Below are 21,525 nucleotides of genomic sequence, written 5' to 3'. Positions count from 1 at the left end.
GGTGCAGCTCCGTATTCCCGGCGACATGCCGCTCGCAACAATCAGGAACCCCCAAATGTCCCTCGAATGGACCACCAACCAGCCCAACCCCGCCCGCATCGATCCCACTGGCGGCCGCGTCTCCGTTGACGACAAGGCGATGATCAATTGCCGCGCCGACGTGAACCAGCTGCTGCCGCTCAAGTACAAATGGGCCTGGGAAAAATACCTCAACGGCTGCAACAACCACTGGATGCCCACCGAAGTCTCGATGCAGGCCGATATCGCCCTGTGGAAGAGCAAGGACGGGTTGACCGATGACGAGCGCCACACGCTCAAGCGCAATCTGGGCTTCTTTGCCGCCTCAGAGAGTCTTGTCGCCAACAATATCGTGCTGGCCATCTACCGCCACCTGACCAATCCGGAATGCCGGCAATATCTGCTGCGTCAGGCCTTCGAAGAGGCGGTGCATACCCACACGTTCCAGTACATCGTGGAGTCGCTCGGGCTCGACGAGGGCGAGCTCTTCAACATGTATCGCGAAGTGCCGTCCATTACCGACAAGGCGGCCTGGGCGCTCAACTTCACCCAGCATCTGGATGATCCCGATTTCACCACCGGCACGCCCGAAACCGACCGCGCCTTCGTGCGGGACCTCGTGGCCTTCTACGTCATCTTCGAGGGCATGTGGTTCTATACCGGCTTCGCGCAGATCCTTTCGCTGGGCCGCCGCAACAAGATGGTGGGGATTGCCGAGCAGTATCAGTACATCCTGCGCGACGAGAGCATCCACCTCAACTTCGGCATCGACGTGATCAACCAGATCAAGGCCGAGAACCCCCATGTCTGGATCCCTGAATTTCAGGAAGAGGTGCGCGGCATGATCCGCACCGCCGCAGAACTGGAAGCCGCCTATGGCCGCGATACGATGCCGCGGGGTTTCCTCGGGCTCAATGCGGCGCTGTGCGAGCAATACATGCACTTCATCGCCAACCGCCGCTGCGCCCAGCTGGGCCTGGCCCCGGTCTATGCCGAAACCGAGAACCCCTTCCCCTGGATGAGCGAGGCGATGGATCTCAAGAAGGAAAAGAACTTCTTCGAAACCCGCGTCATCGAATACCAGAACGGCGGCGCGCTCAGCTGGGACTAGCCCACCGTATTGGGCGCCAACGCCTCCCTCCCCCTTTGAGGGGAGGGAGCAAGGGCCTGGAGCTCCGCGAAGCGCCTAGCGCGACCGGAAATACTGCGAAATATATCCGGCCACATCGGCGCTGTCCGACCTGGTCGCCACCGAGGCCAGCGCCGTCTCCACCACTGGGTCCGGCGCCTTGCCGCGCCGCATCTCGGCCAGCGCCAGCGTGTAGTCATCGGCAAATTCGGGATGCGGCTGGAAGCTCAGCGCCGCACCATTGCGATAGGCCAGCCCGGCATTGGGGGTGAAGTCCGAGCCCAGGATCACCTCGGCATCGGGCGGAGCGGTGATCACCTGGTCCTGGTGCGAACAGGCGACATTGAGCGCGGCAGGCGCCGACTGCATGAAGGCCGGACGAGACTTGACCGTGTAGGTGTGGCGGCCGAGCCCCCAGCCCTTTTCGGACTTGCGCACATCGCCGCCCAGCGCATCGGCCATGATCTGGTGACCAAAGCACACGCCCAGCATCGGGGTCTTGTGGCCATAGGCGCTGCGGATGAAGGCGCGCAGCGGATCGAGCCAGAAGTGATCCTCATAGACGCCTGCGGGCGAGCCGGTGATGACAACGCCCTCAAGCGTTGCCGGATCGGGCAGCGCCTCGCCATCGGAAACCGCGACCATTTCGTAGGTAAAACCGGGCCCGGTTGAATCGAACATGGTCTCGAACATCTTGCGGTAGGGGCCGAAGCGCGCCCGCAAGGGTTCCGGCACTTCGCCGGTCTGCAAAATCGTGAGTTTCATGGGGTCAGCAATAACGGCGGGGCCGGGTCCCCACAACAGGCCCGGCCGCATTCCGGCGCTGTTATTTTCGCATGCCGGTTCAGGCTGGCACGAATTTCAGCGCCACCCCATTGATGCAGTAGCGCAAGCCGGTGGGCGCGGGGCCGTCGTCGAACACATGCCCCTGGTGGCCGCCGCAATTGGTGCAGTGCACCTCGGTGCGCTCCATGAACAGGCTGGTATCCACCGAGGTGCCGATGGCCCCTTCGATGAAGGTATAAAAGCTCGGCCAGCCGGTGCCGCTGTCGAACTTGGTCGCGGCGTCGAACAGCGCCTGATCGCAGCCGGCGCAGTGGAAGATCCCGGCGCGGTGCTCGTCATTGAGCGGCGAGGTGAAGGCGCGCTCGGTGCCCTCGTGGCGCAGCACGTCATAGGCAGCGGCGTCGAGCCGGGCCTTCCATTCGTCGTCGGTCAGCTTGAACGGGAAATCGCCTTCGGCGGCCAGCGCAATGGAGGCGGGGCGCAGCACGCCAAGGCCGGTCAGGGCGAAGATGGCAGTGCCACCAAGAAGCAAACGACGGCGATCGATAGTGGTCATTTCTCTTCCCTTCGGTAGTTGCCCCGCGCCCGCTGCGCGGGAGGGAAAGCGGGCAGCGGCGCGGGGCGATTTGACGGTCACATTACGTCCACGGGCGGGGCGATGACACGTCAAGTTATGGTGAGGGGGCATGCGGGGCACGTCCCCTCTCAGGGCGCCGCCGAAGCGGCACCCTGATGGCGCACTACATGGCCGACTTGGGGGTCAGCACGGCGTCGATCACATGGATCACGCCATTGGACTGGATTACGTCGGGAATGGTGACATTGGCGACGGTGCCGTTTTCGTCGGTGACGGTGATCTTGCCGTCGACATCCTTGAGGGTCAGCTTGCAGCCGCCCACCGTATCAACGACATGCTCGCCGCCATCAGCCTTGACCATGCTGGCGATGTCGGTCGACAGCGCCTTGGCCGGGATCACGTGGCAGGCCAGGATCGTGGAGAGCTTTTCCTTGTTCTCGGGCTTGAGCAGCGTGTCGACGGTGCCGGCGGGCAGCGCATCAAACGCCGCATTGACCGGGGCCAGCACGGTGAACGGACCGGGGCCCGACAGCGTCTCGACCAGGCCCGCCGCCTTGACCGCAGCGACCAGGGTCGTGTGGTCAGCCGAGTTGACGGCATTCTCGACAATGTTCTTGTCGGCGAACATGGCAGCGCCGCCGACCATCGGATTGTCCTGGGCCATGGCCCCGCCGATGGAGGCAACGGTCAGCATGGCGGCGACGGAGAGAGCGCGAAGAGAGAGGGTCATTTGATTCAGTCCTTCCTGTGTTTCGTTCCCTTGGTGGGCCGGGACATGGAGAGATACGGAAGGGCGAGAAGCGAAGTTTCAGCTCATCGCAAGAAATCTGGAAGAAATCTGCAAGCATGCAGCACGGTCGTGCTGCTTCAGCAAATTCATCGAAAAACCACCGGCGCTGCCCGCGGACTTGATCCGCGGGCCCCTCTCACCCCCGCAAAGCGCCGAAAGGCCCGCGGATCAAGTCCGCGGGCGGCATCGGTGGGTGGGGTGACACTGAAGACTTCTGAGTGTCAGCCGATCGCAAGAAATCCGGCGATTTCTTGCTAGATCTTGGTGACGGCGCCCTTGGCGACGATGGGGCCATGCGGGTTGCCATCGGGAGAGCCGCCGGCCTGTTCCAGGGTGATCGCCAGCACCGAGCCCTCACCCCAACCCTTGGCGATTTCGGCCGACATGCCCACCTCGCTGCGGGAATTGGCCGGGATGACGCCCATCGACATGGGCGGTTTATCGCCCTGGATGGCCCAGAGTTCGAAATCCTTGTCAGGCACCGGGGCTCCCGACAGCGCGGTCAGCCGCACCATGCCGGTGGCGCTGTCATAAAGGGCCACGAACTTGACATCGCTCCCCTCCTCTTCGAGCGCGGCCACCAGTTGGGTGGTCAGCGTGCCAACAGTCGGCGCAGGCTGGAGCAGGTTGAAACCGACCGCCACCACGGCCACCGCCAGCGCGGCCGCCGCTATACCGCGCCAGACCGCCAGGTTATTCCATAGCGATTGCAAGGGCTTGTCGCGCGCGACGTCGCCAAAGGCCCGCGCCTCGATGGCGGCATAGAGATGGGTGGGAACCGGGGTTTCCGCATAGCCCTCATTGAGACTGGCAAAACGCTGGACCCAAAAATCGCGCTCGCGCTGCAGCTCGGCACTGTCCTCGATCAGCCGGCCGACGCGCTCGTGCTCGGCGCCCGAAAGCAGGCCCAGCACATACTCGGCCACAAGCGCATTGCGCCCGTCTCGTCCCTCGCCGGTGTCGCGGTCGCTGCTCATGACGTCAGACAATCCTTCAACTTGATCAGGCTCCGCCGCAGCCAGGTTCGCATCGTATTCAACGGCACGGCGTAGCGGTTGGCCAGCTCTTCATAGCTATAGCCATCCAGATAGGCGCCCCGCACCGCATCGGCCCGCTCGGGCTCGAGCGTATCGAGGCACTGGTCGATCCGCCCGCGCTCCTGACTGTCCTCGGCCGCCCGCTCGGGGGTCGGGCCGCTGTCGGGAATTTCGAGCGCCACGTCGATATCGGCAGAGGCCGGGCGGCGGGCGCGCAGGATGTCGAGCGAATGGTTGCGCGCCACGGCGACCAACCAACTGATCGGACTGGTGTTTCCGGCCACATAGCGATCCGCACGCTGCCAGACCTTCACGTAGATTTCCTGTATCGCCTCTTCCGCTTCCGAGCGGTCCTTCAAGATACGCAGCGTCACCCCGAAGAGTTTCGCGCTGGTGCGTTCATAGAGGGTGCGGAAGGCCATGCGGTCGCGCAGGGCGCAGCGCGCGATCAGGTCGGCAATATCCTGCGACGGCGTGGTTATCGTCATGAACCCTGGTGCCTCTCGAAGCGCTGGCAGTCCACCTTTGACCGGTCCAAGTCGGAACGTATCAGAAAGCAATATGGATCACTGCGCAAATGGCGCAGAACCGTCTTTTCCTTTCTGCATTGATGTTCTAGACCCGTTGGCGTCTTTTTGTGCCGTTGCCAACAGAATGGGTCCGTCCATGACCGATCAGACTTCATCGACCGACCGCTTCAGCCATGATGCCGGCATCCTCGCCCAGGCCCTGCCCTATATGCAGCGCTATGAGGGCAAGACCGTAGTGGTCAAGTATGGCGGCCATGCCATGGGCGACGCGACGCTCGGCCAGGCCTTTGCCCGCGACATCGCCCTGCTCAAGCAGTCCAAGGTCAACCCGATCGTGGTGCATGGCGGCGGTCCGCAGATCGCCTCGATGCTGAAGAATCTGGGAATCGAATCCAAGTTCGAGGGTGGCCTGCGCGTCACCGACGCCCGGACGATGGAAGTCGTCGAGATGGTTCTCGCCGGCTCGATCAACAAGGAAATCGTCGCGCTGATCAACGCCGAAGGCGAATGGGCCATTGGCTTGTGCGGCAAGGACGGCAACATGGTCTTCGCCCGGAAGGCCGAAAAGAAGGTCAAGGACCCCGGCTCCAACATCGAGCGCGTGCTCGATCTGGGCTTTGTCGGCGAGCCGGTCGAAGTCGACCGCACCCTGCTCGACCTGCTTGCCCGTTCGGAAATGATTCCGGTCATCGCCCCGGTTGCCCCGGGCCGTGACGGCAATACCTACAATATCAATGCCGATACCTTTGCCGGCGCCATTGCCGGTTCGCTGGGCGCCAAGCGCCTGCTGTTCCTGACCGACGTGCCCGGCGTGCTCGACAAGAATGGCAAGCTGATCCCCGAGCTGAGCGTCGCCCAGGCCAAGGAACTGATTGCCGACGGCACCATTTCGGGCGGCATGATTCCCAAGGTCGAGACGTGCCTGGAAGCGCTGGATAACGGCGTTGAAGGCGTGGTGATCCTTAACGGCAAGATGCCTCACGTCGTGCTGGTGGAACTGTTCACCGAATTTGGCGCGGGCACGCTGATCGTCCGCTGATCGCGTTCATCCTTTGCTAACCACCTGACACATCTCACGGCTTTTCCGTGGGGTGTGGCCCAATTGGCATAGGCCCTGCCATCGGGTCGTGGCAATTTCAGTCAAATTATATCCGGGGGTTATTCCATGCGTACCGAAATCAAGCTTGCCGCCCTTGCTGGCGCCGCCCTCGTGGCTTCCGTCGCCGCTGCTCAGGCCCAGCAGGTCGAGACCATCATGGTCCTGCCCACGGTCACCAACCAGTCCTACCAGGCCAGCTATTCGGCCTGGGACGGTTTCTATGTGGGTGCGCAGGGGAGCCTCGTGGCGATGAAGAGCCACGAAATCGCTCCGGGTATCCTGAACGGCGAGCAGCTGATTGGCGACATTGGCGGCAATGCCGGCCTGTTTGCCGGTTATCGCTACCAGATGAACGACTGGCTGGTGCTCGGCGTCGATGCCGAAGTGAACAATGTCGCCACCCAGTTCGAATTCGACGGCCGCAAGAACTACGGCGCGCTGAAGTGGGATACCGCCGTCCGCGCCACGCTGGGCTACCCGATCGCCAGCAATGTGCTGGCCTATGGCACCGTCGGCTATACCTGGGGCCAGTTCGACCTGAGCCCGAGCCGCGGCGGCACCAGCACGACCTTCACCGCTGGCGGCTTCCAGCTGGGCCTGGGCGTCGACATGATGGTCACCGAGAACCTGATGGCCCGCCTCAACGCGACCTGGACCCATTATGGCGTCAACAACGTGCCCGGCGGCGGCACCAGCGAACCCAGCAGCTCGGTGGTTCGCGCCGGTCTGGCCTGGAAGTTCTAAGCCGACCGCATCTGATGATTTAAGGCCGCCCGGTGGGCGGCCTTTTTGTTTGGGTCGACTGAGTGCGCAGTACCCCCACCTAACCTCCCCCTGGTAGGGGGAGGAACAGTTTGAGTATTTGGCAGGATCGCGCGCCCGTCCGTGATCAGTCCCTCGCCCTTCAGGGGGAGGGTTAGGTGGGGGGAGCTCATGCCTCGACGAACACCGGCCGGGCCTGGGTATCGCGGCCCTGCCCGCGCGGGCCCTTGAAGAAGGGCGACAGCAGCAGGACCAGGCTGAAGCTGGCCACCACATACCAGAGCGCCAGGCTCGATGCCCCGGCAAAGGCCGCATGCTGGCTCGATCCGGCGGCAAAGCCATTGCCCAGATTGGTGAAGAAGATCTCCCCGATAATGGCGACGCCCAGCGCGCCACCCACCTGCTGGAAGGCTTGCAGGGCGCCCGAACCGGCACCGGCATCGCGCGGCGGCACATTGGCCAGCACCAGCTGGAACAGCGAGGAAAAGCCCAGGCCCAGCCCGACACCGGCGATCAGCAGCGGTACGAGGAAAGCCCAGTGGTCGATGCTGTCGGTGACCCCGGCAATATAGAAATGCAGCCAGCCGATGCCGATGACCAGCAGCGCCCCGGAGAGGGCCAGTCGGCCGCGCAGGTAGCTGGCGCCGAAGCGTCCGGCGATCAGCGAGGCGACCAATACGCCCACCGAGAATGGCGTATTGGTCAGGCCCGATTCCAGCGGCGTGAAATCAAAGCCGCCCTGCAGCAGCAGGGAAATCACCATGAACATGCCCGGAATGCCCGAGGCGAACACGGTCGTAACGAAGGCGCCAAACATGAACTGGCGATTGGTGATGAGGTCGAAGTTGAGCAGCTGCGGCTTGCCGGCGGCGGCGCGAGCGCGTGTCCACAGCACGAACAGCGCCAGCAGCACCACGCCGGCCCCGATCATCGCGAAGGCCCAGAACGGCCAGCCATAGGCCCGTCCTTCGACGATGGGGAACACCAGCGCCAGAATGCCGAGCCCGAAGAGGACAATGCCGACATAGTCGTTCTGCAGGGCCGCATGGCCGGGCAGGCGCGGAATGAGGAACCAGCCGGCCACCACGGCCGCGATGCCGATCGGGATATTGACGAGGAAAATGGGTTGCCAGTCGAGCCCGAACAGATTGGCCGAGATCAGCACGCCACCCAGAATGGGGCCGCAGACCGAGGCCAGCCCCGCCGACAGGCCGAACAGCGAAAAGGCCTGGCCGCGCTCATGGGGCGGGAAAGTGACCGTGGCAATGGCCAGCACCTGCGGCGTCATCATGGCCCCGCACAGCCCCTGGATGACGCGGGCGATGATGAGGAATTCGATATTGGGCGCCATGCCGCACAGCGCCGAGGCCATGGTGAACCCAGCAACGCCCCAGAGAAAGAGCGTGGTGCGGCCCAGGATGTCGCCAAGGCGCCCGAAGGGCAGCAGGCCCAGCGCGAAGGCCAGGATATAGGCCGCGATGACCCATTCGATCTGGCTGTCGGTCGCGCCCAGGCTCTCGCGCATCGAAGGCAGCGCGACATTGACGATGGTCACGTCGATCAGGTTCATGAAATTGGCGATGAGCAGGATGACCAGCGCCAGCCACCGGCGCGGATCGGGCGCCGCCTGCGCCCCGGGGTTGTGAGTATCAGACATGGGACGTTCCTTGCGGTAAGGCGATCAAGCGCGCTGCGGCTCTGCCAGCATCACACCGCGAACTTTCGACAAGTCCTGTCAGTATGGTGGCGAGATCGGGCATTTCGTTGACGGCGGCGCGAAAATCGACGGGCGACTATGCGCTCCCCATGGCAGGGATCAATCGCCTGAATGGGTAGAACTGCCATGCGGATTTTGGAGACAACAGCCGCCAGCTGTTGACAAAATCGCCGCCACGGCGTTGCTCCCTGCAAACGCCGGAGCACAACAATGCTGGACTATATCCGCCGCATCCTCACCTCATCGGTCTACGAAGCCGCCGAGGAAACCCCGCTGGAAAAGATGGAGCTGCTCTCGGCCCGGCTGGGCGCCGACGTGCTGCTCAAGCGCGAGGATATGCAGCCGGTATTCTCGTTCAAGATCCGCGGCGCGCATAACCGCATCGCCCATCTGAGCGCCGAAGAGCGGGCGCGCGGCGTCATCTGCGCCTCGGCCGGCAACCACGCGCAGGGCGTGGCGCTGTCGGCGACGCGGCTGGGCATCCGCTCGATCATCGTCATGCCGACCACGACCCCGGTCATCAAGGTGGGCGCAGTGCGCCGGCTGGGTGGCGAAGTCGTGCTGTTTGGGGACGGGTTCGATGCCGCGCGCGCCCATGCGGCCGAGCTGGCCGAAAAGCACGGCTATGTGGTGGTGCATCCGTTCGACGATCCCGACGTGATCGCCGGGCAGGGCACGATCGGCATGGAATTGCTGCGTCAGCATCCTGGCGAGATCGGGGCCATCTATGTGCCGGTGGGCGGGGGCGGGCTGGCCGCGGGCATCGCCGCCTTCGTCAAATTCCTGCGGCCCGAAATCCGGGTGATCGGCGTCGAACCGGAGGAAGCCGCCAGCATGAAGGCGGCCATCGCCGCCGGGCGCCCGGTGGCGCTGGACCAGGTGGGCCTGTTTGCCGATGGCGTGGCTGTACGTCAGGTGGGCGACGAGACCTTTAGGCTGTGCCGCGACCTGCTCGACGATATCGTCACCGTATCGGCCGACGAAATCTGCGCCGCCATCAAGGACATTTTCGACAATATGCGCGCCATTGCCGAACCGGCGGGCGCATTGGCACTGGCCGGGCTGCGCCGCCAGGTCGAGGATGGGGTCGCCCCGCGGGGCGCGCTGATCGCCATCAATTCGGGCGCCAATGTCAATTTCGACCGGCTGCGCTACGTGGCCGAGCGGGCCGAGATCGGCGAGCGGGCCGAAGCGCTGCTGTGCGTCGAGATTCCCGAGCGGCCGGGCAGCTACCGGGCCTTCATCCGCCTGCTCGGTCAGCGCTCGATCACCGAGTTCAACTACCGTTACGCCCATGGCGCCAGCGCCAAGATCTTTGTCGGTATCAAGCTGTCGCGCGGCGACGCGGAAAAGCAGGAAATCATCGCCCACCTCACCCAGAACGGGCTTGGGGTGATCGACCTCACCGACAATGAAGTGGCCAAGCTGCATGTCCGCCACATGGTGGGCGGGCGGGTCGCCGACCTCGAGGACGAGGCGGTCTATCGCTTCCAGTTCCCGGAACGGCCCGGGGCCCTGCTCAAATTCCTCGAAGGGCTCAAGGACGAGTGGAACATCTCGCTGTTCCACTATCGCAACCATGGTGCCGATTATGGCCGCGTGCTGGTGGGCATCCAGGTTCCGGCGGCGACGCGGGCCGATTTCATCGCCCATATCGATGCCATCGGTTTTCCCTATTGGGAAGAGACCGAGAACCCCGCCTATCGCCAGTTTCTCGACCACGACCGCAGCTAGGCCAGCACGCGCAAAACCGCTGTCAGCGTTATGTTGTAATAAACCGACAATATAGCGCACCCGCCGCGATCTGGCCGGAATCTATTGCAATTCAACGCTCAAGGGCCCATCTGCCAGTGGCCCGCGACGGTTCTACTGTTGAACGCGCCGACCCCCGAACCAATAAAACTGTAATGCCGGAGATGACCATGAGGACCTCAATGACTGCCCGCGCCGTGCTGCTGAGCAGCGTGGCAACCGCCGCCCTGATGGGCCCAGCCATGGCGCTCGACGCGCAGGCCTTCGTTGACCGCTTCACCGAGGTCTACAAGACCGCCGGCTACGACTTCCAGTTCGGCCCGGCGACGCTCAATGGCGACACCATCACCGTGGCCGGTGGCCAGGTCAGCTTCACGCCCGACGAGCCGATGGTGTTTGACACCGAGGTCACCTTCTCCGGCGTGGTGGAAAACGCTGATGGCAGTTACACCGCCGACAGCGTCACCATCCCCGATATCGACACCGATTTCGAGAGCGATCCGGTCGGCCACATCACCATCAGCGACATCCGCGTTGACGGCCTCTACCTGCCGGCCGGCAATCCGGTCTCGGCCGTTGGCCTGGCGCAGCTCTACGAGAGCTTCAGCACCGGTCCGGTCTCGGTCACGCGCGACGGTGTCGAGCTGTTCTCCATCGAGTCGATCGAAGCGGGCAGCGATTTCCTGCCTGAATTCGCCACGATCGAACTGGCCAGCATGAGCTCGGGCTTCGCGGTCAACGGCATCACCGCCGACCTCAGCAGCGTTGGCGAGGAAGACCCCGCTGCCGCCGAAGTGATCGAGGCGCTTGGCCTGACTACGATCAACGGCAACATCTATGCCAGCGTCGACTGGTCGACCGCCGACGGGCGCCTGACCATGGGCGAGTTCTCGTTCGACTTTGCCGATGTCGGCATGCTGAACATCAAGGCCGACCTGACCGGTCTCACCACGACCGTGCTCGACCAGCTCTATGCCATGCAGGCGCAGATGGGCGATGCGGAAATGACCGAAGAGCAGGCCCAGGCCCAGATGATGAGCGGCATGGCCCTGATGCAGGGCGTGTCGATCGTGTCGGCTTCGGTGCGCTATGACGACGCCTCGCTCGCCGGCAAGCTGCTGGACTTCTACGCCGCGCAGTCGGGCGCCGAGCGCGCCGCGTTCGTGGAAGGCCTCAAGGCGATGCTGCCAGCCATGCTGGCGGAAACCGGCATTCCGGCGCTGACCGACATCGTCGTGCCGCCGGTTTCGGCTTTCCTCGACGATCCCAAGAGCCTCGAAGTCAAGGTGGCGCCGCCCTCCCCGACTTCGCTGCTGGTGCTGATGGCCGCGGCCGCCAACCCGGCCGGCCTGATCACCGCGCTCGGCTTTGGCGTCGAAGCCAACAACGCCGCACAGTAACCACACTACCACTCGGCTCCCTCCCCCGTGCGGGGAGGGGACCGATCGGGGTGCGGCATCATGGGTGATCCCACCCATCCCCCGTGCAATTGCCGCCTTTTTCCGGCATAGTGGACGGCATGACCATTACGCTTACTCCCGCTTCGCGCAGTCTCGATCACATCACCGATTGGGTGTTCGATCTCGACAACACGCTCTATCCGCGCAGCTGCAACCTGTTCGCCCAGATCGACAAGCTGATCACCAGCTACATGATGGACGTGACGCAGCTGGATTTCGACGCGGCCCGCAGCCTGCAGAAAACCTACTATCGCGATTACGGCACCACGCTGAACGGGCTGATGCAGCGCCACAGCATCGATCCCGACCATTTCCTCAATACCGTGCATGCCATCGACTATGCGCCCGTCGATCCGCATCCCGCCCTGGTCGATGCGATCCGCGCGCTACCCGGCCGCAAGTTCATCCTGACCAATGGCGATACCGGCCATGCCCGCGCCGTCTTGCGGCGGCTGGGCGGCGATGACCTGTTCGAGCATGTGCATGATATCCGCGCCATGACCTATGTGCCCAAGCCGCACAAGCAGGCCTATGACGGGTTCCTCAGCCAATACGGGATCGACCCGACCCGCGCGGTGATGTTCGACGACCTCGAAAAGAACCTCGTCGTGCCGCACGATATCGGCATGGCGACCGTGCAGGTTGTGGCCGGCGAAGACTATGCGCACGACCAGGTGGAAACCTGGGAACTGGACCGCACCGCGGGCCCCCATGTGCACCACGTCACCGACAACCTGGCGAGTTTCCTGCTCAAGCGCCCCTGACTACATGTTGTTGAGGTGCAGGATGTTGCCATCTGGGTCCTTGAACCAGACCATCCTGAAGTCACCGGCCACGTGCATGTCGCCATCGCGTTCCATGCCGTCATAGTGCTCGAAGGTCACACCCTTGCTCTTGAGGTCGGCGACGATATCGCCGATCTCGCTGCCGACGCCCCAGACCACGGCATTGGCCTGATTGGTGCCGGCAAAGTCGGACACATAGACCACCAGCCCGCTCTTGCCGGTGCGGAATTCCAGCACGTCGCCGTTGTCATTGGTCAATTCGAGCCCGAGCGTATTGGCGTAAAAGTCGCGGGCGCGCCCGATATCCCTGACCGCCACGATGGCCGCCGAGTCCTTGTCCCTAAGCATGGTTTGAGCTCCTCTTGCTGATCCCATTGCAACGCCGGGCCCGGCGCTTGGTTCAAGGACGTCCGACAGGTGAGCGCGCCGACGCAATGCTATTTCCGCCGGCCAAGGGCGCGGATATAGTTCGGCCATGACCGACCTTCCCGGGCGCCGCCCACCCCCCACTCCCGACAAAGCCCCCACCTTCCGCGAACGCCTTGAAAATCTGGGCCATCTCGGACGGCTGGTGGCGCAGATATGGCGCACCAGTAAATGGCTGACTGCGGCCAGCATCGGCCTGCGCCTCGTCGCATCGGTGCAGCCGATCGCGGCACTCTATGTGGGCAAGCTGATCATCGACGAAGTGGTGCGGCTCAGCAGCAGCCCTGCGCCGGGCCCCAGCTTTGGCGACTGGTGGAGCAGCGGCGCGCTTAGCACCATCCTGACGCTGCTGGCAGTCGAACTGGCGCTGGTGATCGCCTCGGACCTGCTCGCCCGGGCCACCGGGCTGGTCGATTCCGTGCTGTCGGAACTGCATTCCAACCAGGTCAGCGTCGAGCTGATGGTGCATGCCGCCCGGCTCGACCTCATGCATTTCGAATCCGCCGAATATCAGGACCGGCTGGAGCGGGCGCGCCGACAGGCCGCCGGGCGCAATGCGCTGCTCAGCCAGATGTTCGGCCAGGCGCAGGACATCATCACCGTGGTAACGCTGGCGGCGGGCCTGTTCGTCTATGCGCCATGGCTGATCCTGCTGCTGCCGCTGAGTTTCGTGCCCGCCATCTGGGGCGAAACGCGCTTCAATACGCTGGCCTATTTCATGAGCCGCTGGCGCACGCCCGAGCGCCGCGAGCTCGAATATATCCGCTATATCGGGGCCAGCGCCGAGACCGCCAAGGAGCTCAAGCTGTTCGGGCTCGGCGACTTCCTGGTCAACCGCTTCCGCACGCTGGCGCAAACCATTTTCCTCGAAAACCGCGCGCTCTCGACCCGGCGCGCCGCATGGGGCGCGCTGTTCTCGTCGATTTCGACGCTGACCTATTACGGCGCCTATGGCTTCATCGTCTGGCGCACCATTACCGGCGCCTTCACCATTGGCGACCTGGCCTTCCTGTCGGGGTCGTTCCTGCGGCTCAATGGGCTGTTCCAGAAGATCCTACTCGGCTTCACCCAGATTGCCGGACAATCGATGTATCTCGACGACCTGTTCAGCTTCTTCGAGATCGAGCCGACCATCCTCTCACCCGCCCATCCCAAGCCGTTTCCGCAGCCGATCCAGAGGGGTATCACCTTCGAGAATGTCGGCTTCCGCTATCCCGATACCGAAGGCTGGGCAATCCGCCACCTGAGCTTCACGCTGCATGCCGGCGAGACGCTGGCGCTGGTGGGCGAGAATGGCGCGGGCAAGACCACGATCGTGAAGCTCCTGACCCGGCTCTATGACCCCGACGAGGGCCGCATCACCATCGATGGTATCGACCTCAAGGAATTCAGCGTGGCCGACATTCACGCCCATATCGGCGTGATCTTCCAGGATTTCATCCGCTACAGCCTCACCGCCCGCGAGAATATCGGGGTCGGCCGGATCAGCGACCAGGACGACATGAACCGCATTGCCGACGCCGCCGAGCGCAGCCTGGCCGATGCGGTGATCGCCAAGCTGCCCAAGGGCTATGACCAGCAGCTGGGGCGCCTGTTCAAGCAGGGGCGCGATCTCAGCGGCGGCGAATGGCAGAAGGTCGCCATCGCCCGCGCCTATATGCGCGACGCCGACCTCATCATCCTCGACGAACCCACGGCCGCCCTCGACGCCAAGGCGGAAGCCGAAGTGTTCTCGCGCTTCAAGAGCCTCGCGCATGGGAAATCGGCCGTCATCATCTCGCACCGCTTCTCGACCGTGCGCATGGCCGACCGCATCCTGGTGCTGGAAAACGGGGAAATCCTGGAATCCGGCTCACACGAAGACCTGGTCGCCAAGCGCGGCCGCTATGCCGAACTGTTTGAATTGCAGGCGGCGGGGTATCGGTGAGGAAGGGGGGAAGCCCCCCACCTAGCCTCCCCCTGAAGGGGGAGGAACAGCGCTGTGGGTGTTGCTAGATCGCGTCTGGAACGCGATTAGTCCCTCCCCCTGCCAGGGGGAGGTTAGGTGGGGGTCGCGGTCTCACCCCACCTTTACCAGCACCCTGCCCTTCACCTCGCCCGCCAAAATCTCCGCCGCGGCGGCCGGCAGCTCTTCCAGCCCGATCTCGCGCACCAGCCCGCCATAGGCCCCCAGGTCCAGCGTCGCGGCGATGCGCTGCCAGGCGGCAACGCGCGTCGGGTAGGGTTGCATGACGCTGTCGATGCCGATCAGGCTGATGCCGCGCAAGATGAAGGGCAGCACATTGGTTTCGAGCGCGATGCCCCCGGCATTGCCGAGGCTGGCGACGGCGCCGCCATATTTGACCTGCTTGAGCAGCTTGCCCAGCACCTTGCCGCCGACGCTGTCTATGGCCCCGGCCCAGCGGGCCGATTCCAGCGGCTTGTCAGGCTGGCTCAGGAATTCGTTGCGGTCGATGATGCTGGCGGCGCCCAGCGCCCGCAGGGCCTCGCCATGCGGAGGGCGCCCCGATAAAGCCGCCACCTGGTAGCCGAGCTTGGCCAGCAGCGCCGTGGCGATGGAGCCGACGCCGCCCGCCGCACCGGTGACCAGCACCTCGCCGGCATCGGCAGGCAGGCCCGCCGCTTCCAGCCGGTTGATGGCCAGCATGGCCGTGAGCCCGGCCGTGCCCACCACCATGGCGTCGCGGGTGGTGAGGCCCGGCGCCAGCGGCACCAGCCAATCGGCATTGACGCGGGCGCGCTCGGCATAGCCGCCCCAATGGGTCTCTCCGACGCGCCAGCCGGTCAGCACCACCTTGTCTCCGGCGGCATAGCGGCCATCGGCGCTCTCGCGCACGCGCCCGGCAAAATCGATCCCGGCGATGTGGGGATAGGCGCGCACCAGCCCGCCGCCACCGGTCAGGCACAGGCCATCCTTGTAGTTGAGCCCCGCCCATTCGATGTCGACTGTGACATTGCCCTCGGGCAAGCTCGCCTCGTCGAGCAGCTGCACCGAGGACGATACCTTGCCTTCGCCATCCCGCTCGGTGACAAGTGCACGAAAATTCATCTGAGGTCCTCCCATGGCCGTCACCATCTACCATAACCCCGATTGCGGCACCTCGCGCAACACGTTGGCGATGATCCGCGGCGCGGGGATCGAACCCGAAGTCATCCTCTATCTGGAGACGCCACCCGGCCGTGACCGGCTCGTCGATCTGATCGCGCGGGCCGGGCTCAGCGTCCGCCAGGCGATCCGCGAGAAAGACACGCCCTATGCCCAGCTGGGCCTCGACGACCCGGCCTTGAGCGACGATCAATTGCTCGATGCCATGCTGGCGCATCCGATCCTGATCAACCGGCCGCTGGTGGAAACACCCCATGGCGTGCGGCTCTGCCGCCCATCCGAAGTGCTGCTCGATATCCTGCCCGAGGCTCTGGGTATCCCCTTCACCAAGTCCGACGGGGAAGTGGTGATCGACGCCACGGGGCGTCGCCTGCGCTAGTGCGCTGGCGCCCCGGCACAAAGCGCCTTACTTGTTTGTGCCAGCAAGCCCCGTGAGTTCCCGCCGTGACCGCTCCCAGTGACACCCAGATTGCCGTGATTGCCGAAACCTATCGTCTGCTGGGCGATCCGACCCGGCTGCGCGTTCTGCTGGCGTGCCTCGGCGAGCCGATTGCCGTGGGCGATATCGCCAAGGCCACCAATGCCTCGCCCTCGCTGGTCAGCCATCACCTGCGCCTGCTGCGCGGGGCGCGGCTTGTGCGCGGAACCCGGCAGAACAAGCAGGTGTTCTACCAGACGGCCGACGACCATATCGCGCGCATGCTGGCCGATATGATGGACCACGTGATGGAAGACGAGCACGACGACGAGCACTAGCGCCGGGCCGGGCGCATTCTCCTTGACGCAAACATATGAACATGTATTCATATGTTAAATCCAACGGAGCAGATCGCATGGGCGCGCCCACAGACAAGCACAGCCACGCCGGGCACGACCATGCTGGCCAGCATGATCACGAGCACGATCATGAGCACGACGATCACAGCGGCCATGACCACGATCATTCCGGGCACGATCACAGCCATGCCCCCACCGTCAGCGCCTCCAACGAGCGTGTGGTGTTCATCGGCTTCCTGCTAACCGGCGGCTTCATGCTGGCCGAAGTGATGGCGGGGTTCCTGTCGGGATCGCTCGCGCTGATCGCCGATGCCGGCCACATGCTCACCGACTCTGCGGCGCTGCTGCTGGCCTGGTCGGCCTTCCGCTTCGGCCGCCGCGCCTCCGACAACCAGCGCACCTTCGGCTATATGCGGCTCGAAGTGATTGCCGGGCTGATCAATGCGGTGACGCTGTTCGCGCTGGTGGGGTGGATCCTCTACGAGGCCATCCAGCGCTTCTTCACGCCGCACGAAGTGCTGGCCGGTCCGATGTTTATCGTGGCGGTCCTCGGCCTGGTCGTCAACGTGGTGGTGTTCCTCGTGCTGTCGAGCGGGGACAAGGAGCATGTCAACATCCGCGGCGCCATGGTGCATGTGCTGGGCGACCTGCTTGGCTCGGTCGGGGCTATCGTTGCGGCCGTCACCATCTGGTTCACCGGCTGGATGCCGATCGATCCGATCCTGTCGGTCTTCGTCTCGCTGCTGGTGCTGCGCAGCGCCTGGAAGCTGTTCCGCGGCTCGCTGCATATCCTGATGGAAGGCACGCCCGGCAATGTGGTGGTCGATGACCTCAGCAAGGCGCTGGTCGCCAAGGTGCCGGGGCTGGGCGACGTGCGCCACGTGCATGTCTGGTCGATCACCTCGGGCAAGCCGGTGGCAACGCTGGAGATCGCGCTCCTGCCCGGCGCAGACGCCCCCGCCGTCACCGAGGCGGTGAAAGCCGCCCTCGCCAGCGACTATGGCATCTCTCACTCGACGATCGAAATCGCCTGGGACCCGGACAAGCGCAGCTGCGCCCTGGCCCCGGACGCGATCCCCTGAACGTCTACTTCACCGGAAAGCTGATCTGCCCGAGCAGGGCCTGCGCCAGGCGCAGGCTCGCGCCGGTGGTCTTGAGCATGGCGGGCAGGGTCAGCCATTCCAGCGTCCAGGCCGCGCCCGAGCGTTCGTTTTCATGCACCATCGCCTGGTGCAGCGTGCCGACGAGCCCGGCATTGTAGCGGGCCAGCGCCACCAGCACCTCGGCATTCACCGGGTTGGACTTGTGCGCCATGGCCGACGAGCCACCGCCGCCTGCCAGCGCAATATCGGCCACTTCGTTCTGCGCCATCAGCGCCACGTCGGCCCCAAACTTGCCCAGCGTGCCGGTCAGCAGCGAGAGAAGCGAGGCAAAGCCCACCAGCTGGTCACGCGCCGAATGCCAGGGCTCGGCCAGGCCCAGATCGAGCTGCTGCGCCAGCGCGCGCGCCACCGCCTCGCCCATGCCGCCAAAGCTGGCGCGATCGCCCACCGGCCCGCCAAGCTGGATCACCAGCAGACTCTTGCGGCTGGCGCGGATTTCCTGCAGGGCGCGCTGCAGGGGCACCTCCCAGGTCGCGAGCTTGTCGGCGACGGTGAAGGGCAGCGCCTGCTGCATGCGGGTATGGGCCATCAGTTTCTGCGCACCGGCCGCCTGAGCCAGTGCATCGAAGCCATCGAGCAGCGCTTCCAGGCGCGCCTCGTAGACCGCCACGATGGCGCTCAGTTGCAGCACCAGCGCTGTGTCGATCACATCCTGGCTGGTCGCCCCCTTATGCAGGTCGGCGCCATGCGGGGCGGCAATGCCGCGCCGCATCTGCGCCACCAGCGCCGGCACCACCACGCCATCACGGGCCAGCCCGCGCGCCAGGTCGTCCCAGTCGGGCGCGAAGCCGGCGAGCCCGGCAGCAATCGCCGCCGCCGCCTCGGCGCTGATCAGGCCGCTGGTGGCCTCCGCCTCGGCCAGGGCCCGCTCGAAGCGCACCATAGCAGCAAGCTGGGCGGCATCGCCCAGCAGGGTTTCGATCTCTTCATCGCCCACAAGGGCATCGAGCAGGGGGCGGGTCATGGTCATGGCTGCAGTCTAGACGCGCTCAAGGGCGATGGCGATGCCCTGGCCGACGCCAATGCACATGGTGGCGAGCGCGCGACGCTTGCCGGTCAAAGTCAGTTCCAGCGCCGCCGTGCCAGTGATGCGCGCGCCGCTCATCCCCAGCGGATGGCCCAGCGCAATCGCGCCGCCATTGGGGTTCACATGGGCGGCATCTTCGGCAATGCCCAGATCGCGCAGCACGGCAATGCCCTGGCTGGCAAAGGCCTCGTTGAGCTCGATCACGTCGAAATCAGCGGGGCTCAGGCCAAGGCGCTCGCAGAGCTTCTTGCTGGCCGGAGCCGGACCCATGCCCATGATGCGCGGCGGCACACCTGCCGTCGCTCCCCCCAGTATGCGGGCGATCGGGGTCAGGCCATACTTCTTGGCAGCCGCTTCGCTGGCGATGATGAGCGCCGCCGCGCCGTCGTTAACGCCCGAGGCGTTGCCAGCGGTCACCGTGCCATTGGGGAAGAGCGGCTTGAGCTTGCCCAGCGTTTCCAGTGTGGTGCCGGCGCGCGGATGCTCGTCCCGGTCGACTACGACGGCATCCCCCTTTTTCTGCGGAATGGTCACCGCGACGATTTCCCTGGCCAGACGCCCATTGTTCTGGGCGGCGACGGCCTTGTCCTGGCTGCGCACGGCAAAGGCGTCCTGCGCCTCGCGCGACACGCCGAAATCCTGCGCCACATTCTCGCCGGTCTCGGGCATGGAATCGACGCCATGCAGCGCTTTCATCTGCTTGTTGACGAAACGCCAGCCGATGGTCGTGTCATAGATTTCGGCATTGCGCGAAAAGGCCGTCTCGGCCTTGGGCATGACGAAGGGCGCGCGCGACATGGATTCCGTGCCGCCCGCAATGACGATCTCCGCCTCGCCCGCTTTGATGGCGCGGGCGGCCGCGATCACCGCATCCATGCCCGAACCGCAGAGGCGATTGATGGTCGTGCCCGTGACGCCGACCGGCAACCCAGCCAGAAGTGCGCTCATGCGGGCGACGTTACGATTATCTTCGCCAGCCTGATTGGCATTGCCAAAGATCACGTCGTCGACGGCTTCCCAATCGACGCCAGTATGATCCGCCATCAGCGCGCGCAGTGGAATGGCGCCGAGGTCGTCCGGGCGAACCGAGGACAGCGCGCCGCCAAAACGGCCGATGGGGGTGCGCTTATAGGCGCAGATGAAAGCGTCAGCCATGTCAGACCTCCGGAACCACGAGTTCGCCAATGTCGCCATCAATGACCAGTTCGGCGCCGGTCACCGCCTGCAAAGCCTCGAGGCTCAGATGGGGCAGTTTCTCGCGCAGCACGAAGCGCTGGTTCTCGATGTCGATGACGGCAAGGCTGGTATAGACGCGGGTCACGCAGCCGACGCCGGTCAGCGGCAGTGAGCAGGCCTTGACCAGCTTGGGCTTGCCATCCTTGGTGACGTGATCGGTAATCACCGCCACGCGCTTGGCGCCGTGCACCAGGTCCATCGCGCCGCCGACAGCGGGGATGCCCTTGGGGCCGGTGCTCCAATTGGCGAGGTCGCCATTCTCGGCCACTTCATAAGCGCCCAGGATCGCGACATCGAGATGGCCGCCGCGCACCATGGCAAAGCTGTCGGCGTGGTGGAACACGGCCGCGCCGGGCTTGAGCGTCACGGCCTTCTTGCCGGCATTGATCAGGTCCCAGTCTTCCTCGCCTGCGGGCGGGGCCTCGCCGAAATTGAGCAGCCCGTTTTCGGTATGGAAAATCGCCTGCCGGCCCGGTGGCTGGAATTTGGCGACCATTTCAGGGAAGCCGATGCCCAGGTTCACATAGGCTCCGTCGAGAATGTCCTGCGCGGCGCGCCAGGCGATCTGGGCGTTGGAAAGCTTGTCACTCATGAATAGGCCACTCCGGCGCGCATCAGCGCCTCTTCCTGTTGGGCATCCGCCACTTCCACGACCCGATCGACGAACAGGCCCGGCGTGATGACCTGTTCGGGGTCGATCCCGCCCGCCTCGACGACGCTGGTGGCCTGCACGATGGTGAGCTTTGCTGCCGCGGCCATCAGGGGCGAGAAATTGCGCGCCGCCATGCGATAGGTCAGGTTCCCCTGCTTGTCGGCCAGCTCGGCCTTGATGATCGCGACGTCAGCCTTGAGCCAGCGCTCCTGCACATACATGCGGCCATCGAATTCGGCCTGCGGCTTGCCCTTGGCGAGGTCGGTGCCATAGCTGGTGGGCGTATAGAAGGCCGGGATGCCGGCGCCGCCCGCGCGGATGCGCTCGGCCAGCGTGCCCTGCGGCACCAGTTCCAGCGCAATCTCGCCGGCCAGGTATTTCTCGGTAAAGGCGCGCGGATCGGCCGAGCGCGGGAACGAGCAGATCATCTTGGCGACCATGCCCACATCGATCATCGCGGCGATCCCGATGCGGCCATTGCCGGCATTGTTGTTGATGATGGTGAGATTCTTAGGGCTGCCGGTGGCGCGGAACCGGTCGATCAGCGCGTGAATGAGTTCGATCGGCGCGCCGGAGCCGCCGAAGCCGCCAATCATGACGGTCATGCCGTCCGTGACGTCTGCAACAGCGCTGGCCAGATCGACGACAGATTTGTCCATCTCGGGTCCTTCCTGGCCCAGACTGACAATCGCTGCG

Annotated in this window: 22 protein-coding genes; 10 read left to right on the top strand and 12 right to left on the bottom strand. The window is 64.6% G+C overall.

Annotation, left to right across the window (positions count from 1 at the left end; translation table 11 throughout):
- The first annotated feature begins 55 nt into the window (after positions 1-55).
- Positions 56-1,129, top strand: a complete 1,074-nt coding sequence (locus ACZ5WT_RS08420; RefSeq protein WP_464286920.1) for a ribonucleotide-diphosphate reductase subunit beta — start codon at positions 56-58, stop codon at positions 1,127-1,129.
- A gap of 75 nt (positions 1,130-1,204) precedes the next feature.
- On the opposite strand, the gene ACZ5WT_RS08415 is transcribed toward ACZ5WT_RS08420, so the two are convergent.
- The 5 genes from ACZ5WT_RS08415 to ACZ5WT_RS08395 all read right to left on the bottom strand — a co-directional run bounded on the left by ACZ5WT_RS08415 (position 1,205) and on the right by ACZ5WT_RS08395 (position 4,825).
- Positions 1,205-1,912, bottom strand: coding sequence for a type 1 glutamine amidotransferase (locus ACZ5WT_RS08415; protein ID WP_464286919.1), 708 nt, complete (start codon positions 1,910-1,912; stop codon positions 1,205-1,207).
- 79 nt (positions 1,913-1,991) lie between these two features.
- Entirely contained in the window at positions 1,992-2,480 is a 489-nt protein-coding gene (gene msrB, locus ACZ5WT_RS08410) for a peptide-methionine (R)-S-oxide reductase MsrB (RefSeq protein WP_464287174.1), read from the bottom strand.
- A gap of 193 nt (positions 2,481-2,673) precedes the next feature.
- The gene (locus ACZ5WT_RS08405) at positions 2,674-3,204 is read right to left on the bottom strand and encodes a fasciclin domain-containing protein (RefSeq protein ID WP_464287173.1); all 531 of its coding nucleotides are present in this window, start codon (positions 3,202-3,204) and stop codon (positions 2,674-2,676) included.
- A gap of 350 nt (positions 3,205-3,554) precedes the next feature.
- Positions 3,555-4,277, bottom strand: a complete 723-nt coding sequence (locus ACZ5WT_RS08400; protein WP_464286918.1) for an anti-sigma factor — start codon at positions 4,275-4,277, stop codon at positions 3,555-3,557.
- Complete coding sequence (locus ACZ5WT_RS08395) at positions 4,274-4,825, bottom strand: sigma-70 family RNA polymerase sigma factor (RefSeq protein WP_464286917.1); 552 nt, start codon at positions 4,823-4,825, stop codon at positions 4,274-4,276. Before ACZ5WT_RS08395 ends, ACZ5WT_RS08400 begins: the two co-directional genes overlap by 4 nt.
- 178 nt (positions 4,826-5,003) lie before the next feature.
- Between ACZ5WT_RS08395 and argB the strand changes: the two genes are divergently transcribed.
- On the top strand, positions 5,004-5,906 hold the full coding sequence (gene argB / locus ACZ5WT_RS08390) for an acetylglutamate kinase (protein WP_464286916.1): 903 nt from the start codon (positions 5,004-5,006) through the stop codon (positions 5,904-5,906).
- A 126-nt stretch (positions 5,907-6,032) separates the two neighbouring features.
- Positions 6,033-6,710, top strand: a complete 678-nt coding sequence (locus ACZ5WT_RS08385) for an outer membrane protein (protein WP_464286915.1) — start codon at positions 6,033-6,035, stop codon at positions 6,708-6,710.
- 187 nt (positions 6,711-6,897) lie between these two features.
- Here ACZ5WT_RS08385 and ACZ5WT_RS08380 read toward each other — a convergent pair whose 3' ends face one another.
- Complete coding sequence (locus tag ACZ5WT_RS08380) at positions 6,898-8,385, bottom strand: DHA2 family efflux MFS transporter permease subunit (protein WP_464286914.1); 1,488 nt, start codon at positions 8,383-8,385, stop codon at positions 6,898-6,900.
- A gap of 270 nt (positions 8,386-8,655) precedes the next feature.
- Here ACZ5WT_RS08380 and ilvA point away from each other — a divergent pair, with 270 nt between their 5' ends.
- The 3 genes from ilvA (at position 8,656) to ACZ5WT_RS08365 (ending at position 12,421) form a co-directional block, all read left to right on the top strand.
- Positions 8,656-10,179, top strand: coding sequence for a threonine ammonia-lyase, biosynthetic (gene ilvA, locus ACZ5WT_RS08375; protein ID WP_464286913.1), 1,524 nt, complete (start codon positions 8,656-8,658; stop codon positions 10,177-10,179).
- A gap of 188 nt (positions 10,180-10,367) precedes the next feature.
- Entirely contained in the window at positions 10,368-11,597 is a 1,230-nt protein-coding gene (locus ACZ5WT_RS08370; protein WP_464286912.1) for a hypothetical protein, read from the top strand.
- 125 nt (positions 11,598-11,722) lie between these two features.
- Positions 11,723-12,421, top strand: a complete 699-nt coding sequence (locus ACZ5WT_RS08365; protein ID WP_464287172.1) for a pyrimidine 5'-nucleotidase — start codon at positions 11,723-11,725, stop codon at positions 12,419-12,421.
- On the opposite strand, the gene ACZ5WT_RS08360 is transcribed toward ACZ5WT_RS08365, so the two are convergent.
- Complete coding sequence (locus ACZ5WT_RS08360) at positions 12,422-12,790, bottom strand: VOC family protein (RefSeq protein WP_464286911.1); 369 nt, start codon at positions 12,788-12,790, stop codon at positions 12,422-12,424.
- A gap of 127 nt (positions 12,791-12,917) precedes the next feature.
- On the opposite strand from ACZ5WT_RS08360, the gene ACZ5WT_RS08355 reads away from it, so the two are divergent.
- On the top strand, positions 12,918-14,795 hold the full coding sequence (locus ACZ5WT_RS08355) for an ABC transporter ATP-binding protein (protein WP_464286910.1): 1,878 nt from the start codon (positions 12,918-12,920) through the stop codon (positions 14,793-14,795).
- Between the two features lie 132 nt (positions 14,796-14,927).
- On the opposite strand, the gene ACZ5WT_RS08350 is transcribed toward ACZ5WT_RS08355, so the two are convergent.
- The gene (locus ACZ5WT_RS08350; RefSeq protein ID WP_464286909.1) at positions 14,928-15,917 is read right to left on the bottom strand and encodes an acrylyl-CoA reductase family protein; all 990 of its coding nucleotides are present in this window, start codon (positions 15,915-15,917) and stop codon (positions 14,928-14,930) included.
- A gap of 13 nt (positions 15,918-15,930) precedes the next feature.
- On the opposite strand from ACZ5WT_RS08350, the gene arsC reads away from it, so the two are divergent.
- From arsC to ACZ5WT_RS08335, 3 genes are all read left to right on the top strand, one after another.
- On the top strand, positions 15,931-16,353 hold the full coding sequence (arsC, locus tag ACZ5WT_RS08345; protein WP_464286908.1) for an arsenate reductase (glutaredoxin): 423 nt from the start codon (positions 15,931-15,933) through the stop codon (positions 16,351-16,353).
- 65 nt (positions 16,354-16,418) lie between these two features.
- Positions 16,419-16,730 carry an ArsR/SmtB family transcription factor gene (locus tag ACZ5WT_RS08340; RefSeq protein WP_464286907.1) on the top strand — a complete coding sequence of 104 codons (312 nt, stop codon included), beginning with the start codon at positions 16,419-16,421 and terminating at the stop codon, positions 16,728-16,730.
- Positions 16,731-16,807: 77 nt separating this feature from the next.
- Positions 16,808-17,833 carry a cation diffusion facilitator family transporter gene (locus tag ACZ5WT_RS08335; RefSeq protein WP_464286906.1) on the top strand — a complete coding sequence of 342 codons (1,026 nt, stop codon included), beginning with the start codon at positions 16,808-16,810 and terminating at the stop codon, positions 17,831-17,833.
- 4 nt (positions 17,834-17,837) lie between these two features.
- Here the strand turns inward: ACZ5WT_RS08335 and ACZ5WT_RS08330 are convergent, their stop codons facing one another.
- From ACZ5WT_RS08330 to ACZ5WT_RS08315, 4 genes are read right to left on the bottom strand one after another with little or no spacing between them, the layout of a single operon-like run.
- Positions 17,838-18,884, bottom strand: a complete 1,047-nt coding sequence (locus tag ACZ5WT_RS08330) for a 3-carboxy-cis,cis-muconate cycloisomerase (protein ID WP_464286905.1) — start codon at positions 18,882-18,884, stop codon at positions 17,838-17,840.
- 9 nt (positions 18,885-18,893) lie between these two features.
- Positions 18,894-20,096 (bottom strand): 3-oxoadipyl-CoA thiolase, encoded by a 1,203-nt coding sequence (gene pcaF / locus ACZ5WT_RS08325; RefSeq protein ID WP_464286904.1) that lies wholly within the window; start codon positions 20,094-20,096, stop codon positions 18,894-18,896.
- A 1-nt stretch (position 20,097) separates the two neighbouring features.
- A complete protein-coding gene (locus tag ACZ5WT_RS08320) occupies positions 20,098-20,769 on the bottom strand; it encodes a 3-oxoacid CoA-transferase subunit B (RefSeq protein WP_464286903.1) in 672 nt (223 codons plus the stop codon).
- Positions 20,766-21,488 (bottom strand): 3-oxoacid CoA-transferase subunit A, encoded by a 723-nt coding sequence (locus ACZ5WT_RS08315; RefSeq protein ID WP_464286902.1) that lies wholly within the window; start codon positions 21,486-21,488, stop codon positions 20,766-20,768. Before ACZ5WT_RS08315 ends, ACZ5WT_RS08320 begins: the two co-directional genes overlap by 4 nt.
- Between the last annotated feature and the right edge of the window lie 37 nt (positions 21,489-21,525).

It is taken from the genome of Devosia sp. T2-14, from assembly GCF_055397495.1.
This window is presented reverse-complemented; position numbering and strand designations above follow the sequence as displayed.